Source organism: Streptodolium elevatio (assembly GCF_040649515.1).
GTDB classification, from domain to species: Bacteria; Actinomycetota; Actinomycetes; order Streptomycetales; family Streptomycetaceae; genus Yinghuangia; species Yinghuangia elevatio.
Genome location: NZ_JBEZFP010000006.1, coordinates 89,950 through 109,689, shown reverse-complemented (window position 1 = coordinate 109,689; position 19,740 = coordinate 89,950). Strand labels below are relative to the sequence as shown.

Sequence of the window (19,740 nt, the reverse complement as noted above, 5' to 3'; positions counted from 1 at the left end):
GACAATTCGGTCATTGTCCGGTTGCGGGTGCTTGCGGGCCTGCCCGGCCCGAGCGGGGGCCGCTAGCCTCGTCGTCCGGCACGCGTCCCTGGGAGACGAAAACTCGTGAGTGGATACAACGGCCCCGGCAACTACGGGGCGCCGCAACAAGGCCCCTACGGTCAGCCCGACCCCTACGGCCAGCAAGGTCCGTACGGTCAGCAGCCCGGTCCGTACGGACAGCCGGGTCCCTACGGTCAGCAGCCCGGTCCGTACGGCGGCGGCCCCGGCGGCTACGGCCCGTACGGCGGCGGACGTCCGCCGCGCATCGGTGCCGCGCTCGGCATCGGGCTCGCGGTCGCCCTGGTCGGCGGCGGCATCTACGCCTTCATGATCTCCGAGTCCGACGACAGCTTCTACGGCTGGATGGCGATCATCATCGGCATCGCGATCGGCGGCGCGGTGGGCAAGTTCGGCGGGCGGCACGCGGCCCTTCCGGTCCTGGCCCTGGTCCTCACCGGCGCGGCGGTCTACCTGGCCCAGTACTTCGGCATCGCCATGATGGTCTCCGACCTGTACCACGTGGACGTGTCCGAGGTCATCGACAAGTTCGACGTCACCGAGGCGTGGAAGAACGCCATGGAGGAGGACGGCAACGGCGTGATGTTCGGCATCGGCGTCGTGCTGTCCGGAGTCGTCGCCAAGGTCGTGGGCGACCGTTCCTGACCGAGCACCCGGATCGCACTCGGGGCCCGGTGGCGGATGCACCCGCCACCGGGCCCCGCTGCGTGTCCGCACCGCGCGTGCGCGTCCCGTGTCCGCGGATGCCTGCGTCACGACCGGGACGGACCTCGCGATAGGGTCGGACTTGGTCTCGGCTTGACGATTCCAACCCGTCTGCCGGGAAAAAAGACATCAGGGCATCCCTCCGGCGCATCAAGAGGAGATCGGTTCGTGACGATCCGAGTAGGCATCAACGGGTTTGGCCGCATCGGCCGCAACTTCTTCCGCGCGGTTCTGGCCTCCGGCGCCGACGTGGAGATCGTCGGCGTCAACGACCTGACCGACAACGCCACGCTGGTCCACCTGCTGAAGTACGACAGCATCCTGGGCCGCCTCGGCCACGAGGTCACGCACACCGACGACTCGATCACCGTCGGCGGCAAGACCTTCAAGACGCTGGCCGAGCGCGACCCGGCGGCGCTGCCGTGGGGCGAGCTGGGCGCCGACATCGTCATCGAGTCGACCGGCCGCTTCACCAACGCCTCCGACGCCGTCAAGCACGTCGAGGCCGGCGCCAAGAAGGTCATCATCTCCGCGCCCGCCAAGGGCGAGGACATCACGATCGTCATGGGCGTCAACCACGAGAAGTACGACGCCGCGAAGCACACCGTGCTGTCCAACGCCTCCTGCACGACCAACTGCGTCGCGCCGATGGCGAAGGTGCTGCTGGAGAACTTCGGTGTCGCCAAGGGCCTCATGACCACGGTCCACGCGTACACCAACGACCAGGTCATCCTGGACTTCCCGCACAGCGACCTGCGCCGTGCGCGCGCCGCCGCGACCAACATCATCCCGACCTCGACGGGCGCCGCCAAGGCAACCGCGCTGGTCCTGCCGGAGCTGAGCGGCAAGCTCGACGGCATCGCGATGCGCGTCCCGGTCCCCACCGGCTCGGTCACCGACCTGGTCGTCGAGCTCGAGCGCGAGGTCACCCGGGACGAGGTCAACGCCGCGTTCCAGAAGGCCGCGCAGGGCGAGCTCAAGGGCATCCTCACCTACACCGAGGACGAGATCGTCTCCTCCGACATCGTCACCGACCCGTCGTCGTGCACCTTCGACTCGGGCCTGACGATGGCGCAGGGCAAGCAGGTCAAGATCGTCGGCTGGTACGACAACGAGTGGGGCTACTCGAACCGCCTCGTCGACCTGGTCAAGTACGTCGGCGCGCAGCTCTGAGCAAGCGGCTCTGAGCACGCTGCGCTGAGTCTGAGCACCCTGCTCCGAGTACGCGGCTCTGAGCGCGCCGCTCTCGGTACGCAACCACCGGGCGCGCAGCTCTGCGCACGCCGACCCGAGCGGTGTGTACAGCGGCACCCGGCACGCCCGCCCGGCAAGGGCGCTTCGTGACGTGCGACCTGTCGCGGGCCCGGACGACCCTCGTCGTCCGGGCCCGCGCGTACCACCCGACAGAAGGTTCGACCCGGGCCGCCTCCCTCAGCGCCCCGAACCCATGAGGATGATCCGAACCCATGAAGACCATCGACGACCTCGACGTCGCCGGTAAGCGCGTGCTCGTCCGCGCCGACCTGAACGTGCCGCTGGACGGCACCGCGATCACGGACGACGGCCGCATCCGCGCGAGCGTGCCGACCATCAGGACCCTCGCCGAGCGCGGCGCCCGCGTCGTCGTGACGGCGCACCTCGGCCGCCCCAAGGGCGAGCCCAATTCGGCCTACTCGCTGGCCCCGGTCGCCGCGCGCCTCGGCGAACTGCTGGGCCGGCCGGTCGCGTTCGCCACCGACACGGTCGGCGACAGCGCCCGGGCGACCGTCGCCTCCCTCGGCGACGGCGACGTGGCACTCCTGGAGAACGTGCGCTTCAACGCCGCCGAGACCAGCAAGGACGACGAGGAGCGCGGGCTGTTCGCGGACGCGCTCGCGTCGCTCGCGGACCTCTACGTCGGCGACGGCTTCGGCGCGGTGCACCGCAAGCACGCGTCGGTGTACGACGTGGCGCGCAAGCTCCCGCACGCCGCGGGCCTGCTGATCGCCGCCGAACTCGACGTGCTCACGCGGCTCACCGAGAAGGTCGAGCGGCCGTACGCGGTCGTGCTCGGCGGCTCGAAGGTCTCCGACAAGCTCGGCGTCATCGACAACCTGCTGGGCAAGGCCGACCGCATCCTGATCGGCGGCGGCATGGTCTTCACGTTCCTGGCCGCGCAGGGCCGCGAGGTCGGCACGTCGCTGCTGGAGAAGGACCAGCTCGACACCGTGCGCGAGTACCTGCGCCGGGCCGAGGAGAACGGCGTCGAGTTCGTGCTGCCGGTCGACATCGTCGCCGCGACCGCCTTCGCCGCCGACGCCGACCACTCGGTCGTCGCCGCGGACGCGATCCCGGCCGACCGCATGGGCCTGGACATCGGCCCGGATTCCGGCGATCTGTTCGCCGAGAAGCTGGCCGACGCGCGCACGGTCTTCTGGAACGGTCCGATGGGCGTGTTCGAGATGGCTCCGTACGCGGGCGGCACCCGTGCCGTCGCACAGGCGCTCGTCGACTCGGACGCCTTCACCGTGGTCGGCGGCGGCGATTCGGCCGCCGCGGTGCGTACGCTCGGTTTCGACGAGAACGCGTTCGGTCACATCTCCACCGGTGGCGGCGCGAGCCTCGAATACCTTGAGGGCAAGACCCTGCCCGGCCTCGACGCCCTGGAGGGCTGAAGCGCATGTCCGTGATCAAGAAGAACTCCGGCGGAACCCCGGTGACCGGCCGACTGCCCCTGATGGCCGGCAACTGGAAGATGAACCTCAACCACCTTGAGGCCATCGCCCTCGTGCAGAAGCTCGCCTTCGCGCTGGACGACAAGGACTTCGACCAGGTCGAGGTCGCGGTGCTGCCGCCGTTCACCGACCTGCGCTCGGTGCAGACGCTCGTCGACGGCGACAAGCTGCGCATCGTCTTCGGCGCGCAGGACGTCTCGCAGCACACCGGCGGCGCGTACACCGGCGAGATCGCGGGCTCGATGCTCGCGAAGCTCAAGTGCACGTATGTCACCGTCGGCCACTCGGAGCGCCGGCAGTACCACGCGGAGACCGACGAGATCGTCAACGCCAAGGCCAAGGCGGCGTTCGCGCACAACATCACGCCGATCGTGTGTGTCGGCGAGGGCCTCGAGGTCCGCAAGGCCGGCGGCCACGTCGCGCACACGCTCGCGCAGCTCGACGGCGCCCTGGCCGGGATCAAGGCCGCGGAGGCCGAGCGCGTCGTGATCGCGTACGAGCCGGTGTGGGCCATCGGCACCGGCGAGGTCGCGACGCCCGAGGACGCGCAGGAGGTGTGCGGGGCGATCCGTGCCCGGCTCGCCGAACTCTACGACGCCGAGCTGGCCGACAAGGTCCGCGTGCTGTACGGCGGCTCGGTCAAGTCGTCGAACGTCGCGGGCCTGATGGCCAAGCCGGACATCGACGGCGGCCTGGTCGGCGGTGCCAGCCTGGAGGCCGAGGAGTTCGTCAAGCTGGTCCGCTTCCGTGACCAGGCCGTAGGTTAGGCACGTCACAGGCTTGTCGTCGGTTCTCCCGTCCGGGTTACCTTTCGGGTTCCCATCCGGGCGGGAGAACGGCGTACCCTGTCCGAGGCCAGGAATCCCTGGCCGCGCGTCCCGCAGAGCGTTCCGTGCACGCACGCGCGCGAACACTCTCCGAAAAGGAGTTGGACCAGGCCGTGGAGCTCGCGTTCTCGATCGCCCTGATCATCTGCAGCGCCCTCATGGTGCTGCTTGTCCTGCTGCACAAGGGCAAGGGCGGAGGTCTGTCCGACCTGTTCGGCGGCGGCATGTCGTCCTCGCTGGGCGGTTCGTCGGTCGTGGAGAAGAACCTCGACCGGCTCACGATCATCGTGGGCTCGCTTTGGTTCGTCTGCATCGTGGTGCTGGGCCTGCTGCTCAAGGAGTAGCCGGCGCGGCGGTGCGCGGTGCCGGGTGCGCCGCCCACGGTTCTTTTGGTTTCGCCCCATCCCTGGCGTTTCTCGTGGTACACACGATGTCCCAGTCTGCGTACGCTTCCTGACGCCGTGTCGGAAAGCGTTCGGGACGCGGTTCACGCTCGGGCGGAGCGCACGTACACTGTTTCGCGAGGCAGCCTCCCGGCCGTGGTCCGGGGTGCATTACGAGCCGCGCGACCGGGCGCGCGACCTTCAGATCCAAGGGGAGTTTGAACCGTGGCAAGTGGCAACGCCATCCGTGGGAGCCGAGTCGGTGCGGGCCCGATGGGTGAGGCCGAGCGCGGCGAGGCGGCCCCCCGTCTGCGTATCTCGTTCTGGTGTGCCAACAAGCACGAGACCCAGCCGAGCTTCGCGACCGACGCACAGGTGCCCGAGACTTGGGACTGCCCGCGCTGCGGCCTGCCCGCGGGGCAGGACAGCGAGAACCCGCCGGACGCGCCGCGTACCGAGCCCTACAAGACCCACCTCGCGTATGTGCGCGAGCGCCGCAGCGACGCGGACGGCGAGGCGATCCTCGCCGAGGCCCTCGCGAAGCTGCGCGGCGAGATCTGAGCGTCCATCGCTTCGTGCGTTCCCGCGGGGGCGCGTCCGGTACGGATCCATGCCGTGCCGGACGCGCCCCCGCGGTGTCTCCGTCCGCGACGCCGAACGGGTGACGTGGTCGCCCTGACGGCCGAACCGCGGCCGCGCGTCCCGCGGCGGAGCCGGCACGTTCAGCACACTGATCGGTGATCACGTCGTACGATCACCGCCGCAGGAGTGCACCGTGGCCCACCACCGCATCGCCGCCGCCGCTTCCGCCGCCGTCCTCGCGGGTGCGGGCGGCCTGCTGACCGCCACGGGACCGTCGGCCGGCGCCGAGACGCTGCCCACGCCGTCGCGCCCGGCGCTGTCGATCAAGGTGGACGACGGCAGCGTCAAGACGCGGCCTGGGCAGGTCCACACGTACACGATCCGGCTGCGCAACCTCGGTTCGACGGACCTCAACGGCATGGCGGTCACCGAGGCGCTGCCGGGCGGCACCACGCTGGTGGGCTCCGCCGACGGCGGAACCACCGGCGCCGACGGGCAGATCACCTGGACCGTCGACCTGCCGGTGGGCCAGGAGGTGGTGCGCACGGTCAAGGCACGCGTCGACACGCTCCCGCCCGGCAACGGCATCGCGTCCACCGCGTGCGCGCGGCTGGCCGGCAGCACGGTGCCGATCGTGTGCTCGACCGACCTCGATCAGATCCCCCGTGCGGAACTCGCCTCCTCGTCCGGGGTGGGGACGTTCACGCTGTTCGGCGGTGCGGCCCTGGGGGCCGCCGCCCTCGGCGGTGGGACCTGGTACTTCCTGCGTCGGCGCCGCCGTGCGGCACCGGCCGCGGCGACCGCCGCCGACTGACGCCGCCGGTCGACCGCCGCCGGCCGCCGGCCCGGATCGCGCCGGGGCGGGACGCGGGAGGTGGTTGCCATCGCGCGCCGGGTGCGTACGATCGACAACGCAGCATCGCGTGCCGGTCACCGTCCGGGTGAGGCATGGAGGTGCTGGGAGTGCCTTGCGGAGGCATGCCACCCATGTCAGTCGAGTTGAACCACACGATCGTGCACGCCCTGGACAAGCGGGAGTCGGCCGAATTCCTGGCCGGGATCCTGGGCTTGGAAGTCGGGCCGGAAACCGGGGTGTTCCTCCCCGTCGACACCGCAAACGGGGTCACGCTGGACTTCGCGACCGTTCCGGCGGAGTCGATCAGCACACAGCACTACGCGTTCCTCGTCTCGGACGAGGTCTTCGACGCGGCGTTCGCGCGGATCCGCGAGCGCGGGATCACGTACTACGCGGACCCCCGGCTGCAGAGCGCGGGGGAGATCAACCACCACCACGGCGGACGCGGCCTGTACTTCTTCGACCCGGCGGGCCACGCCATGGAGATCATCACGCGCCCGTACGCGTAACACAGGACCCCGGCCGCGTCCATGGCCCCCGACCCCCGGTTTCCCGGGGGGCGGGGGCCATCGGGATTGGGGGGCCAGCAGGATCGCCCCGTCCCCGGCGGCTGCCTAGTGTGGAACCACGACCACGCCGAGGGCCGGCCCACCGGAAGCCATCCGCGAAGCCCCTCCGAAGTCCTCGCAAGTCCTTCCAGCGCGCTTTGAAGCCGTGCTCCGAAGCCGTGCTCCTAAGCCGCCTCCCACCACGCCGATCCCAGGGACGTCCATGCCTGCTGCCACCGTTCAGACCGCCGACCGACCCCCGCCCCCGCGTACGCCGCCCGCCCCGCGATCCGAGCGCGCCGCGAGCGACTTCGCGCCGCTGCTCGCCGACCTGAAGGCCGCGCGGCTGATGGACCGGCGGCCCGGCTACTACCTCCGCGTCATCACCGTGAACCTGCTCCTGTTCGCCGCCACCTGGGCCGCCGTGCTGTGGCTCGGAAACACGTGGTGGCAACTGCTGCTCGCGGTCCCGGTCGCGCTGTTCTCGGCCCGGGCCACCTTCGTCGGCCACGACGCCGGGCACCGCCAGATCGGCGGCAGCCACCGCACCCACCGGGCGATGTCGCTGCTGCACGGCAACCTCATGAACGGCATGAGCGCCGGGTGGTGGAACGCCAAGCACAACAAACACCATGCCAACCCGAACCACCGCGACAAGGACCCGGACGTCGCGGTGGGTGTCCTGGTGTGGGACGCCGACCAGACCGGCGGACGCCGGGGCCTCGCGGGCTGGTTGACCCGCCACCAGGCCCGGCTGTTCTTCCCGCTGCTGCTCCTCGAAGGGCTCAACCTCAAGGTCAACGGCGTCGTCGACCTGCGCAACCGGACCCCGCGCGAACGCCTCGTCGAAGGCTCGCTGATGGCGCTGCACTTCGCGGCGTACGCGTCCCTGCTGCTGATCGCGATGTCGCCCGCCACGGCCCTGGTCTTCGTGCTGGTCCACCACGCCCTGTTCGGGCTGCACCTGGGCGCGGTCTTCGCCCCGAACCACAAGGGCATGCCGATGCCGGAACCGGGCGTGCCGTGGGACCACCTGCGCCGCCAGGTGCTCACCTCGCGCAACGTGCGCGGCGGGCCGGTCACCGACTGGATGCTCGGCGGGCTGAACTACCAGATCGAGCACCATCTCGTGCCGAGCATGCCGCGCGGGAACCTGCGCAAGGCGCGGCCGATCGTCCGGGCGCACTGCGCGCGGCTGGGTGTCGCGTACGCCGAGACCGGTCTGGTCGAGTCGTACCGTCAGGCCCTCGCCCACATGCACGCCGTCGGCGCCCCGCTGCGCGCCGCACACCGTCGCGGCCGTGGGGGCGGCAGGATGGGGTGATGGCAGATGGTCGCGCGCACCGGTACTCGGCCCACCTCGATCTACTGACCGGTGAGGACGACCCGGTCGTCTTCCGCGTCGACTCGACGCGACCGGACCTGCTGCCGGTCACCGTGCTGTGGTACCCGGACCTCCCGGAGGACGGGCTGGCCACGGCGTTCACGTACGGCGTCTCGCTCGCCGACCATCCCGAGTGGGTGGGCGGGTCCGCCGAACTGTCGCTGTGCGTGCGGTCGCTCGACACCGCGTGGCCGCGCGCGCTCGGGCTGCTGGGCGAACAACTGCGCGGGGTGTGCCCGTTCGGGTACGGCAACACCATCGACTTCGGCCGGCGGATCGCGCCGGACACCGAGATGACGGCGTTCTTCGTCTTCGCGTCGACCGTCGTGGAGCGCGACGACGCGGTGGGCGTGGACATCGGGGAGCCGGGGCGCGAGGACCTGGTGACGATCCAGGCCCTGTACCCCGTGCACGACATCGAACGCCGGTTCATCGACGAGCGCGGGCTCGACCCGTTCTGGCAGGGCGAGTGGGACACCTACGACGTGTCGCGCCCGCCGGCGGTGTGACGGCTGGACGCCCCGACAGGAACGGGCACGGGATGTCGGGTGGCGGGTGGCCGGTCCTTCCTAGCGTGGGGACGTAAGAGGGAAGGAGCGCGGCGTGCTGGACCGGCTCAATCAGGCGATGGACCACATCGAGCGGAACCTCGCGGGGGACATCGACGTACGCGAGCTCGCGCGTGTCGCGGCGACGACGGAGTACCACTTCCGACGGATGTTCTCCGCGCTGGCCGGGATGCCGCTGTCGGAGTACGTCCGGCGCCGCCGGCTCACCGTCGCGGCCGCCGAAGTCCTGGCGCGGGAACGGACGTTGCTCGACGTGGCGGTGCGGTACGGGTACGGCTCGGGCGAGGCCTTCGCCCGCGCCTTCCGGGCCGTGCACGGCGTGGGGCCGGCCGAGGCGCGGGGCGCCGGTGCGGTCCTGCGGTCACAGCAGCGCCTCTCCTTCCACCTGGTGATCGAAGGGAGCGGCAGCATGCGGTACCGGCTGGTGGAGAAGGACGCATTCAACCTCGTGGGCCGAAAGGCCCGGGTGCCCCTGGTGCACGAGGGCATGAACCCGGCGATCGTCGAGTTCATGCGGGGGCTCGACCCCGCCGAGGTGCGGCGCATCGAGGAGCTGTCGGACCAGGAGCCGCACGGTCTCGTCAACGTGAGCGACGACCTGGCGGACTCCCGGGCCGAGGGCACCGAACTCGACTACTACCACGGGGTCGTGACCGGGGCGGCGGTCCCGGACGGCCTCGACGCGCTGCCGGTGGAGGCGGGCACCTGGGCGGTGTTCGCGCACTCGGGGCCGTTCCCGGAGACGCTGCAGTACCTGTGGCGGGACGTGTTCACGCAGTGGTTCCCGTCCAATCCGTACCGCAGCCGTCCGGGGCCGGAGATCGTCAGCACCCGGCTTTCCGACGACGGGGCTTATGCGGACGCGGAGTTGTGGATCCCGGTGGAGCGGACGGCCGCCGAGTAGCGCGGATCCGGAGCCGCTACGCGGCCTGGCGAACCGGGGGCCCTATACGTCGACGTCCGAGGGCGGACGGGCGGCGGGGGAGGGGATGGGGCGGCGCTTCGGGCGTTCGGGGGTCAGGCGGTCGGCGGTGAGGCGGCCGGACCGGCGGGGCTGCGGCGGCACCGGGGAGGGCGGCTGCGGCTCCGCCTGCTGCTCGGCCGGCGATTCTGCGCGTGGTGCCGCGGCCGGGGGTGCCGCTTGCGTCGGAGCGGCCTCGCCGCGGGGCTTGCCGGGCGGCGGGCCGGCCGCGGAGGCGGGCACACGAGGCGGTGCGGGCGGCCTGGGGACGGGCGGAGGTGTCGGTGCGGCGGGTGCCACCGGGGGAGCGGCGGCCGGCGCCGCGGTCCGCGGTGCCGGAGCCGGTGGTGGTGGCGGCGGGGTCGGGTTCGGCGGGGGCGGCGGCTGAACGGCCGCGGTACGCGCGCCCGAGCCGGTGATCCACGCCGGGGCGTCCTCGCCCGTGGCCGCGCGCCAGCGCGAGCGTACGGCGACCGGCTCGGCGGCGTGCGCGCGCACGAGGGCGTCGGTGGCCATGTCCACGACCTGCGGGAGGTTCAGTGCCGTTCCGACGCCGAGAGCGGCGGCAAGCGGCGGCACCGCGTCGGCGGGCCGGTCGGCCGAGATCAGCACCAGGCCGTAGACCGCGTAGGTGACGGCGACTTCGGGGCGCCGGGCGATGGCCGGGTCGACGCGGACGCGCCGGGCCCGGAGCGAGACCGCTTCCTCCAGCGCCTCGACCGCGTCGTCGTGGCGCGCGGCGCCGCTGAGCAGCAGGCCGAAACTCTGCAAGGCGGAGGCGAGGGCGTCGTCGCCGGAGGTGGGACCGTTTTCGGTGCGGGCCCGTCTCAGGCGTACCGCCGAACTCGCCCTTTCTATCGCCTCGTCGACGCGGCCGACGCGTGCCAACAGGTTCGCCTGACGCGTCGTCACCTGGGCGAGTACGTCGGCGTCGGCGAGCGTCAGCAGGTGTGCGGCCTCGTCGAACAGCGCGAGTGCCTCCTCGACCAGCCCGGTGGCGGCCAGGCGCCCGGCGAACTCGTCGAGGGCGTCGGCCAGTCCGGGGCGGTGCTCCTCGGGCGAGCGGGCGGCGAGCGTCCGGTACGCCTCGACGCACTCGTGCAGCACGGCGAGCGCGCGGTCCGACTCCCCGGCGTCGCCGAGCCGTGCCCCGAGGTCGCGCAACGTCGCGGCGAGCAGCGGGCGGTGGCGGTGCACGTCGAGGGCGGCGAGGCGGCGAGCGCGCGACGCCGCGTTGTTCGCGACCTTGACGGCGTCGCCGTACTGGCCGCCGCCGGCGAGCACCGCGGCGAGCGCCCGCAGCGCGTCGATCAGTGCGGGGGAGTGCTCGGCCGGGTCCTGTTCGGCGAGTTCGCCCAGCACGCGCACCGCGGCGCGGGCCGGGGCGGACGCCTCGACATGCCGCCCCGCCCGGCTGAGCTGCCGGGCCCGGTCGGCGAGCATCGCCGCGCGTTCGCGCTCGTCCCGGCGTACGGCGGCGGCAACCGCCCGGGAGGGAACCTGTTCTGACGGAAGGTCAGGCTCCGGTTCGGCCGAATCTCGCTGGTAGGGCGCCAGATAGGAGTTCCGTATGGCGAGCGCCTTGCTCGCCACGGCCGCTTCTTCCTCGATCCGGAGCCGGTACGCGGCAAGGTGGCGCTCATGCCGGCGCCGCCATCTGAAGAGCACGCGTCCCCACCCCACCCCACGGCTCGCCCACTGTCGGGGCGACGCTACCGCGGGACCGGTGGTGGCGGAGTGACCAAGGAGGGGATCAAGCCAGCGAGTTCACCCAGGAGAGGAAAGCGGCGGGAGGAAAGGCGGGGATCGGACGCCTCGGTGAACTTCCGGTCGCGCACCGTGATGGCCGGAGGTGGCATGCGACGCCGGCTCCCGTGCCTGGCCGGTTACGCCGTGGGCGGACGTTGTTGGCGGCCTCCCAGACCCGACGTAATCTCGATTACATGATTACAAGCGAGCAGCAGGAGAAGGTCAGGGGCTGGTTCGCCGGACGGCTCCCCGAGGGTCTGTTCGTCGAACTGGTCGAGGTGACGGTCGACCGCGAGGAGATCACCGTCGTCGGCCGCATAGCCGAGCCGGAGTTGGCCGAGGACGCGTCGGACGCCGCACGCGAGGGCGCGGCCGAGGGCAAGATCTCGGAGTTCCGGGAGCGTACGCGCGACGACCGCATCAAGGTCGCGCGGGAGGCCGAGCGGAAGTTCGGGCGCAAGGTGTCCTGGGGCGTCGTGTGCGGCGACCGCCGCGCGCTCTACACGCACGTGTCCGTGCCGGTCATGACGCGGCTGCGCCAGCCGGAGCGCCAGGTCCTCGACACGCTCATCGCGGGCGGTGTGGCCCGCAGCCGGAGTGAGGCACTGGCTTGGTGCGTACGCCTCGTGCAGCGCAACACCGACACATGGCTCACCGAACTGCGTGAGTCCCTCGAAAAGGTGCAGCAGGTCCGCGAGTCCGGGCCGAACGCCGACTAGTCGGGACGTCCGAGTAGTCGGGACGTCGAGTAGTCCGGACACCGAGCCGTTCGGAGACCGAGCAGTCCGGACACTGAGCAAGTCCGGACGCACTGTGGCCCGGAGGCCGGTGGCCCGCGCGTGACTTGGCGGCGTGCGGCACGCGCGGCCGCCGCCTCCGGTACGGGGATGCGGCGAGGACCCTGCCCTCAGGATGCGCCGAAAAGGCGCCGCCTGCGGTGAACTCGTCCTCGCCGCATTCCCGTCTCCACAGCCGGCTCCCGCGCCGTTCGCGCGAAGGCCCCGTGACGCAGGCTCAGCCACGGGGGGAGTGCGTACGTGCGGCGAGCGATGCGCGTCCGGTGGATCGTCGCCCCGGACTCCTCCAGGCGTGCCAACTGCGCGCGCACGTGGTCGTCGACGGGCTCCGCGAGGTCCGGCGAGCCGGGCAGGCCGTTGGCGATCGCGTAGCGCGCCATCGCGTAACGCGCCGTCGCCAGGCCGTGGTTGGTGCCGAGGGCGCCGAACGTGAGGATCGTGGGGGAGCGCCGCGTGAGAGCGTCCGGGATGATCCACGCCAGCTTGCGGACCTTGTTGCCGCCGGCGATCTCAGCGCCTGGCGCTCGTAAGCAGCGGGGCCTTCAGGGGCGTGTTCATCGGGTGGCGGGCGTACCCGCGTCGGGTCGCCGAATGCCGCCCTCCAGGGTGCGGATGACGTGTGCGGCGACGCCGTGCGGCGGGACCCTGCCCTGCTGCGCCGCCTCCGCGCCGGTGTACACCATCGCCCACACCGTGGCCATGATCCATCCCGCCGAGACCTCGGGATCGAACACGCCTTCCGCCTGGCCGCGTTCGATCAGGTCCGTCACCATGCGCTCGGTGCGGTCGTCGTAGTCCGGCAGCTCTTCGAGCACGCTCAGGTCGCCGAACGCGAAGAGCAGGCGGTCTCCCGTCGCGACGAGCGCGGTGACCAGCCGCCGCATCGCGTCGACGCACGGCCCCTCGTCGACGGCGGCGTCCAGCACGGCCTGCTCGATCAGGGCGAGCGAGTCCTCGACGGCGGCGCGCACCAGCTCGTCGCGGTCCGCGAAGTAGCGGTGCAGGGTGCTGCGTCCGACTTCGGCGGCCTGGGCGATCTCGGCCAGCGTGGCCCTGCGGTCGCGCGCGAGGAGGGTGGCGGCGGCGCTGACGATCGCGCGGCGCGTACGGCCGCGTGCCCCGGACTCGGCTGAGGTGGTGCTCACGACCGCAACATAGCAGTCAGTCTCCGAAAAAGGACTTGCGCATCTAAAAATGGGACTCTAGTGTCTCAAAAAGTTGCACTGGCGTTTCATGGAGAGGGTCGTCGTGCCGAATCTGCGCATCCTGTGGTCCTTCGTCCGGCCCCACCGACGCACACTCGTCCTCGGGCTGGTCCTCGGGCTCTTCGTCACCGCGACCACGCTCGCGAGCCCGATGGCCACCAAGTGGGTCCTGGACGCACTCGACGAGTCCCGCTCGATCGCCCCGGCCGTGGCCGTGCTCGCCGGCCTGCTGGTCGTCGGCTCGGCCGTGCAGTCGTTCCAATGGATCATGCTCGGGAGCATGGGCGAGCAGGTCGTCCGGGACGCCCGCTCCTCGATGGTCCGGCGCCTGCTGCGGCTGCGCCTCGGCGACCTCACCGGCCGCTCCAGCGGCGAGCTGGTCACGCGCGTCACGTCCGACACCGTGCTCATCCGCGAAGCCGCGGCGTCCAGCCTGACCCGGCTCGTCAACGGCGCCGTCGGCCTGGTGGGCGCGCTCGCGCTCATGGCCTTCCTCGACTGGGTGCTCTTCGCCGTCACCGTCGGCAGCCTGGCCGTCGTCACGCTGCTGGTCGCCGTGCTCATGCCGCGCATGGCCAAGGCGCAGGCGGCGGCCCAGGAATCGGTCGGGCGCCTGGGGGCGGCCCTCGACGGCGCGCTGCGTGCGATCCGCACCGTGAAGTCCGCCCGCGCCGAGGAGCGCGAGTCGCTGCGGATCGAGGCCGAGGCCGACGAGTCGGCCCGGCACAGCATCCGGGCGGTCCGCATCGAGGCCGTCGTGTGGACCATCACGATGGCCGGCGTACAGCTCGCGATCCTGCTGATCCTCGCGATCGGCGCCTACCGGGTCGAGTCCGGCGCGCTGTCCGTGTCCAGCCTGATCGCCTTCCTCCTCTACGCCTTCCAGCTCCTCGAACCGGCGACCGAACTCGCCACCGTCGTCACGCAGTTGCAGTCCGGCATCGCCGCGGCCTCACGCATCGCGCAGCTGAACGAACTGGATCTGGAAGGGCCCGATCCGCGCGCGAAGGCGGCCGTACCGTCCCAGGTGTACGCCCATACGGACACCGCCGCCGCGATCGCCTTCCACGACGTGACCGCCCGCTACGCCCCCGACGCCCAACCGGCCCTCGACGGCGTCTCGTTCGACGTCCCGCGCGTCGGCCACACCGCCATCGTCGGGCCCTCCGGTGCGGGCAAGACCACGGTCTTCTCCCTCATGCTCGAATTCCTGCACCCCGAGGCCGGCCACCTCAGCCTCGGCGGCCGGCCCGCGTACCTGTGGCCGCTGCACGAGTCGCGGCGGCGCATCGCCTACGTCGAGCAGGACACCCCGCTCGTCCCCGGCACCCTCGCGGACAACCTCCGGTACCTGCGCCCCGCCGCCGGCGACGACGAACTCTGGGAGGCACTGCGCGCGGTACGCCTCGACGAACGCGCCAAAACCTTCCCCGACGGCCTCGCCACCGTGCTCGCCGACACCACCGTCTCCGGCGGGGAACGCCAACGCATCGCCCTCGCCCGCGCGTTCGTCGCCGACCCGGAGATCCTGCTGCTCGACGAGGCCACCGCCCAGCTGGACGGCCTCACCGAAGCGGCCGTCCAGACCTTCATCCGCGAACGCTCCGCGCATGCGGCCGTCGTCACCATCGCCCACCGCCTCTCCACCGTGGTCGAGGCCGACCGGATCGTGGTCCTGGAGCGGGGCCGCCTGCGCGCCACCGGAACCCACCGCGAACTCCTGGCCACCGACACCCTCTACCGCGACATGGTCACCGCCCTCCGCGTCACCACCACCCTCGGCGACGTGTCCCGGGAGACGCCCAGCCACGCCGCGGCGGTGTCCGGCCGCGCTCCCGCGGTGTCCGAGGGCTGACCCGCGCGGGAGCGTACGGCCGCCTCCGCGTCGACCGAGGACGCGTGGTCCCGCCGGCCGCCCTTTTCCTTCGGAATTGCCCGTCGGCGCCGAAGGAAGTCCGCACAGCGCGATCTTCACCGGTATCGGTTGCGGGCACTCGCCCCGGCCCCGGACCGTGCCCCAGGAAGGGTAGAGCCGGGGACAGGAGTGGGAACACGTGACCAGCACAATCCGCCGCCGCGGGCCGGACATCGGCGCGCACATCCTGATCGTCTTCATGATCGGGCTCAACATCGTCGCGTTGTTGGTGGCGTACCTGATCGCGGCGCGCCTCGGACGCCCCGCCTGGTCGGCGATTGTCATCGTCGTGGTGGTCGCCGTCGACATCGCCGTGTCGTGGGACCTGCGCCCGCGCGGACGCAGCCACATCGACGTGGCCGCCCGCCTCTTGGAGTCGCCGTCGCGCATGTCCCGCAACACGGCCGAGGGCGTGCGGCGCGTCGCCCGGGACCTCGGGTACGGCCACCTGTCCAGCCCCGGCCTCTACCTCGGCAAATCCGTGCGCGGCGACCGGGAGTTGTGGTCCACCTGGGAGGACATGTACGTCGAGATCTCGGGGCCGGGGACCGGCAAGACGATGTCCCGCGCCATCCCCAACATCATCACCGCACCCGGACCGGTGATCGTCACCTCGTGCAAGAACCACGTCGTCGAAGCCACCCGGGCCCTCCGCGAACGACAGGGAAGGACCTGGGTCTACGACCCGCAGAACGTCTGGGGCGAACGCCCCGACTGGTACTTCAGCCCGCTGCAGTTGATCGAGGGCGAGATGAAGGAGGCGATGACGGTCGCCGGCCTCTTCATGTCCACCCAGCGCCAGGAGCACCACCGCACCGACGCCTACTTCGAGCCCGCCGCGCAGTCGCTCATCTCGCTGATGCTCTTCGCGGCCGACGCCGGGCGGCGCCCGATCACCGACATCCTGAGGTGGCTCAAACGCCCGGACGACGACACCCCGGTCAACCTCATCAGGGACGTCGACCGGCACCATCTCGCCGTGCACGCGTTCGAGGGCCTGGTCGCCCTGCCGGTCAGCCAAAGGGCGGGCGTCTACGGCGCGGCGACCCAGTACATGTCGTGGCTGGGCGTGCCCGGCATCATCCCGTGGATCACCCCGGGTGAAGGGCGCGAGGAGTTCCCGTTCGTCCAGTTCGCCCGCGAGTCGACCGACACCCTGTACGTCATGTCACGTACCGACGACAAGACCGCCTCGCCCGCGGTCAGTGCCATCACCGCCGCCGTCGTGGTCGTCGGCGAGACCGGTTCGGCCAAGATGCCCGGCGGCCGACTGCGCAAGCCGCTGCTCGCGGTGCTCGACGAGCCCGCCAACGTCGCGCAGCTCCAACTCTGGCCGAACCGCTATTCGCACTTCGGCTCGCGGGGCGTCATCGTCATGACGATGCTCCAGTCCTGGGCCCAGGGCGTGGACGTCTGGGGCGCGGACGGCATGGCGAAGCTGTGGGGGGCCGCCTCGGTCCGCGTGTACGGCGGCGGTGGCACCGAGGCCAGGACGATCGACGACTACGCCCTGGCCGCCGGGAAGTTCGAACCGGGGACCGTGTCGACCTCGCACCAGATCCCCAGGCTGAAGGGCAGCTACAGCCGGGGCAGCAGGGAGGAGGCGATCCTGCACCCCTCCGACGTCGCCAACCTGCCGCGCGGACGACTGCTGATCCAGATGAGCGGGCAACGCCCGATCCTGGCCAAGTCCGAGCCCTGGACAGAGGGCCCGTACGCCGACGAGATCAAGCGCTCGATCGCGAAGTACAGGCGCTGAGCGCGCCGTTGCCGCCGAGTGTGTGGCCCGCGGGCGCCGTCGCGCGTCCGCGGAACCACGCCGTCGCGAAGTCGACTGCTGCGGCGAACGGCACCACCGTCGCCCACGCCGCCCCCACGCTTCCGGTACGTGCGGGTTCGGCTGCCGCCTCCGGAGCCGCCGCCTGCGCACAGTAGTCAGCGCCGATGTCGGCGAAGTCCCTGCTGTCCAAGGCCAGATCGCTGTGGCTCCACCAGACGCGGCCTTCCGAGCCACCCGCGACACAGCGGTAGATCCGCTGGCGGCGGCCGGGAAGGCGGTAGGTGGCGAGGTGGAACGCCACGCACGCGGAGAACCCGGTGCCCAGCAGCAGAATCTTGGCCTGCGGCGTCTCGTACAGCCGCCCGAGCGGCGAGCGTTCGCCGAAACGGCAGGTCGGATCGTGGTGCCCGGTCGTTTCCGCGGCCCGTCGGCCGAGCGCCGCGAACGACGCCATCGGGTGGGCGCTGCGCCGACTGCCCGGGGACCGGCGTACCACCTCGGCCAGCACGCCGACTTCGGCGGACACGGGGGTCGTCGCCGCGTCGAACGGGGCCATCGCGGCCCGGTACGCCGCGACCTCGCCCGCGGTCATCCCGGCCGTGGCCTTGCGGTAGACATCGGACGTGTCGGAGGTCTCCGGGGTGAACGCGGGTACGACCACGGTGCCCTGCGCACGGCCGACGGCCCGGCGCAGCGCGTCCAACAGGCCTTCGGCACCGCCCTGGACCGCCCCTACGCGGCGCAGCGAACTGTGCACCAGGACGGTGTCGCCCTCCGTCAGACCCAGAGCGTGCAACTGTTCGGTGATCCGGGCGACTTCATGCATGAGGCAGGCCGATCGCGGCGGAGTCGGTCATGGTGCTCCCTTGTGAGGAATGCGGCCACGCACGGTTGTACGTCGGTGACGCCACCGTAGAGCGGAACGCGCGCGACGACCCGGCACTCCGGCGAACTGCCGCGCGAAATGGCCAGCGTGGGACGGACAGGCGAGCACCGGCCAGGCGGCCGCGGGCAGTTGCCCGCACACTCGCCGCGTGCTAGCGGGTCGCGGTCACCAGCGTGGACGCGAACGGGATCAACACGCTCTGGTCCGCGGTGACGTAGGGGTTGAGCAGATCGGCGAGGATCGCGGCGTACGCCGCGGGCGCGGTGGGCCCGGCCTCCGCGACGGCCCGGCCCCACGGCAGCGCCGCGAGCTGCAGGGGCGCGAACGAGTCGAGCCGCGGCAGGCGTACGTTCGCCGTCACGTCGCGCGAGTCCAGGGCGACGAACCCGGCGCGGCGCACCGCGGAGACGAGCACGCGCGCCGGGCAGCGGAACGCCGTGTCGAACGAACGCGCCGCCTCCGCACCCCCGATCGCCTCGATGGCCAGGCGTTGCGCGACGAAGAACGGCGACCCTTCGAGGGACGCCCACACCGTCGCTCCGAACCGGCCGCCCGGCCGGGTGACGCGGGCCGCCTGCGCCAGCGCCGCGTCCAGGTCGGCGAAGAACTGCGCGCTCTGCTGGCAGAGCACCACGTCGAACTCGTCGTCGCCGAAGGGCAGAGCCTCGGCGGCGGCCTGTGCCCACACCACCTCCGGCGCCCCGGGTGCTTCGGGCGTCTCGGGCGCCTGCTCGGCGGCGACGGCCAGCATCCCGGGATTCAGATCCACGCCCGTGACCCGCCCCTCGGCCCCGACCCGGCGCGCGGCCTCCCGCGCCACGAAACCGGTGCCGCACCCCAGATCGAGCACTGCCTCGCCGGGCGCGGGCCGTACCGCGTCGACCAGGGCGCCGACGAACGGCGCCATGATCGGCGCGACATGGCGCTCGTAGCGCACCGCCGCGTCACCTGAAACCTGAAACCCGGATCCGCCAGCCATACCGGCACCCTACGCCCGAGTTCGCCCCGCCTCCCCTCGGACCACGCCTCAGCGGCGGACTTCGTCGGCGAGGTACTGCTCCCAGGTGTGCACGCCGGTTGCGTGCCGCGGGGTGGTCAGGTACCCGGCGCGGAAGGCGGCGCCGGCCTTCCCCGGGATGCGCACCTTGAGGACGAACCGCCGCTTGCCCGCGGCCGCCAGCCAGGTGCGTGCGAGTTCGGGGGCGTCGTAGACCTTCGGCCCGCCGATCTCGGTCGCCTGGCCGGCGGGCTCGCCCTGCGCCAACTCGACCAGGCGGTCCGCCACTTCGCCCTGATCGACGGGCTGGCAGGCGGTCTTGGACGGCACCGGCACGACCGGCAGCTTGGACAGCACACGGAACGCCTTGTTCAACAGGTCGGGGAACTGGGTGGCCCGCAGGTTGGTCCACGGGACGCCGGACTCCTCCAGCAGCCGCTCACCCTCGAACTTGATCTTGTAGTAGAAGTACGGGATCCGGTCGACGCCGACGATCGAGATGTTCACGATGTGCCCGACCCCCGCCCGCTTCGCGGCGTCCAGCAGGTGCCGCCAGCCGGGCACGTCGTGCTTCGGCCGCCGGGTGTCGGACGCGCAGTGGATGACCGTCGTGACCCCCTCCAGCGCCGCGTCCACGCCCTCGCCGGTGGTGAGATCGGCGGTCACCCAGCGCACGCCCGGGTCGTCGGGCAGCGTCGTCCTGCGGGTCATCGCACGGACCGGCAGCCCGGTGCGGCGCAGCCGCTCCAGCACCTGGCGGCCCAGCACACCGGTCGCGCCCGTCACCATGATCACGTTTGCCGTCATCGGAATCGGAACCTC

19 protein-coding genes are annotated in these 19,740 nt (G+C 71.8%); 14 read left to right on the top strand and 5 right to left on the bottom strand.

From position 1 onward, the window contains the following. Positions 1-105 precede the first annotated feature (105 nt). The 11 genes from AB0C36_RS04020 (at position 106) to AB0C36_RS03970 (ending at position 9,532) form a co-directional block, all read left to right on the top strand. Entirely contained in the window at positions 106-705 is a 600-nt protein-coding gene (locus tag AB0C36_RS04020; protein WP_358348816.1) for a hypothetical protein, read from the top strand. A gap of 228 nt (positions 706-933) precedes the next feature. Then, positions 934-1,938, top strand: coding sequence for a type I glyceraldehyde-3-phosphate dehydrogenase (gene gap / locus AB0C36_RS04015; protein WP_358348813.1), 1,005 nt, complete (start codon positions 934-936; stop codon positions 1,936-1,938). A 293-nt stretch (positions 1,939-2,231) separates the two neighbouring features. Beyond that, complete coding sequence (locus AB0C36_RS04010) at positions 2,232-3,419, top strand: phosphoglycerate kinase (protein WP_358348810.1); 1,188 nt, start codon at positions 2,232-2,234, stop codon at positions 3,417-3,419. Between the two features lie 41 nt (positions 3,420-3,460). After that, positions 3,461-4,246 (top strand): triose-phosphate isomerase, encoded by a 786-nt coding sequence (gene tpiA / locus AB0C36_RS04005; RefSeq protein ID WP_358348864.1) that lies wholly within the window; start codon positions 3,461-3,463, stop codon positions 4,244-4,246. Positions 4,247-4,419: 173 nt separating this feature from the next. Then, complete coding sequence (gene secG, locus AB0C36_RS04000) at positions 4,420-4,650, top strand: preprotein translocase subunit SecG (protein WP_358348807.1); 231 nt, start codon at positions 4,420-4,422, stop codon at positions 4,648-4,650. Positions 4,651-4,914: 264 nt separating this feature from the next. Further along, positions 4,915-5,250: an RNA polymerase-binding protein RbpA gene (locus AB0C36_RS03995; RefSeq protein ID WP_269453090.1), complete on the top strand. Its 336-nt coding sequence runs from the start codon at positions 4,915-4,917 to the stop codon at positions 5,248-5,250. A gap of 214 nt (positions 5,251-5,464) precedes the next feature. Next, a complete protein-coding gene (locus AB0C36_RS03990; protein WP_358348804.1) occupies positions 5,465-6,085 on the top strand; it encodes a hypothetical protein in 621 nt (206 codons plus the stop codon). Between the two features lie 173 nt (positions 6,086-6,258). After that, a complete protein-coding gene (locus AB0C36_RS03985; protein ID WP_358348802.1) occupies positions 6,259-6,636 on the top strand; it encodes a VOC family protein in 378 nt (125 codons plus the stop codon). A gap of 262 nt (positions 6,637-6,898) precedes the next feature. After that, the gene (locus AB0C36_RS03980; RefSeq protein ID WP_358348799.1) at positions 6,899-7,999 is read left to right on the top strand and encodes a fatty acid desaturase family protein; all 1,101 of its coding nucleotides are present in this window, start codon (positions 6,899-6,901) and stop codon (positions 7,997-7,999) included. Further along, positions 7,999-8,568 (top strand): suppressor of fused domain protein, encoded by a 570-nt coding sequence (locus tag AB0C36_RS03975; RefSeq protein ID WP_358348796.1) that lies wholly within the window; start codon positions 7,999-8,001, stop codon positions 8,566-8,568. The genes AB0C36_RS03980 and AB0C36_RS03975 overlap by 1 nt, the downstream gene beginning before the upstream one ends. A 94-nt stretch (positions 8,569-8,662) precedes the next feature. Next, positions 8,663-9,532, top strand: a complete 870-nt coding sequence (locus tag AB0C36_RS03970; RefSeq protein WP_358348794.1) for an AraC family transcriptional regulator — start codon at positions 8,663-8,665, stop codon at positions 9,530-9,532. Between the two features lie 42 nt (positions 9,533-9,574). On the opposite strand, the gene AB0C36_RS03965 is transcribed toward AB0C36_RS03970, so the two are convergent. Next, positions 9,575-11,257 (bottom strand): tetratricopeptide repeat protein, encoded by a 1,683-nt coding sequence (locus tag AB0C36_RS03965; protein ID WP_358348792.1) that lies wholly within the window; start codon positions 11,255-11,257, stop codon positions 9,575-9,577. Between the two features lie 275 nt (positions 11,258-11,532). Between AB0C36_RS03965 and abmR the strand changes: the two genes are divergently transcribed. Beyond that, positions 11,533-12,057, top strand: a complete 525-nt coding sequence (abmR, locus tag AB0C36_RS03960) for an ATP-binding transcription factor AbmR (RefSeq protein ID WP_358348789.1) — start codon at positions 11,533-11,535, stop codon at positions 12,055-12,057. Between the two features lie 632 nt (positions 12,058-12,689). Here the strand turns inward: abmR and AB0C36_RS03955 are convergent. Next, positions 12,690-13,280, bottom strand: a complete 591-nt coding sequence (locus AB0C36_RS03955) for a TetR/AcrR family transcriptional regulator (protein WP_358348786.1) — start codon at positions 13,278-13,280, stop codon at positions 12,690-12,692. A 103-nt stretch (positions 13,281-13,383) separates the two neighbouring features. On the opposite strand from AB0C36_RS03955, the gene AB0C36_RS03950 reads away from it, so the two are divergent. Together AB0C36_RS03950 and AB0C36_RS03945 are read left to right on the top strand one after the other, a co-directional pair. Next, positions 13,384-15,195 (top strand): ABC transporter ATP-binding protein, encoded by a 1,812-nt coding sequence (locus AB0C36_RS03950; protein WP_358348783.1) that lies wholly within the window; start codon positions 13,384-13,386, stop codon positions 15,193-15,195. Between the two features lie 199 nt (positions 15,196-15,394). Then, positions 15,395-17,014, top strand: coding sequence for a type IV secretory system conjugative DNA transfer family protein (locus tag AB0C36_RS03945; protein WP_358348781.1), 1,620 nt, complete (start codon positions 15,395-15,397; stop codon positions 17,012-17,014). On the opposite strand, the gene AB0C36_RS03940 is transcribed toward AB0C36_RS03945, so the two are convergent. The 3 genes from AB0C36_RS03940 to AB0C36_RS03930 form a co-directional block, all read right to left on the bottom strand. Then, positions 16,983-17,861: an AAC(3) family N-acetyltransferase gene (locus AB0C36_RS03940; RefSeq protein ID WP_358348779.1), complete on the bottom strand. Its 879-nt coding sequence runs from the start codon at positions 17,859-17,861 to the stop codon at positions 16,983-16,985. The genes AB0C36_RS03945 and AB0C36_RS03940 overlap by 32 nt on opposite strands. A 211-nt stretch (positions 17,862-18,072) precedes the next feature. Next, a complete protein-coding gene (locus AB0C36_RS03935) occupies positions 18,073-18,900 on the bottom strand; it encodes a class I SAM-dependent methyltransferase (RefSeq protein WP_358348776.1) in 828 nt (275 codons plus the stop codon). A gap of 48 nt (positions 18,901-18,948) precedes the next feature. Further along, positions 18,949-19,725, bottom strand: a complete 777-nt coding sequence (locus AB0C36_RS03930) for an SDR family oxidoreductase (protein WP_358348774.1) — start codon at positions 19,723-19,725, stop codon at positions 18,949-18,951. Between the last annotated feature and the right edge of the window lie 15 nt (positions 19,726-19,740).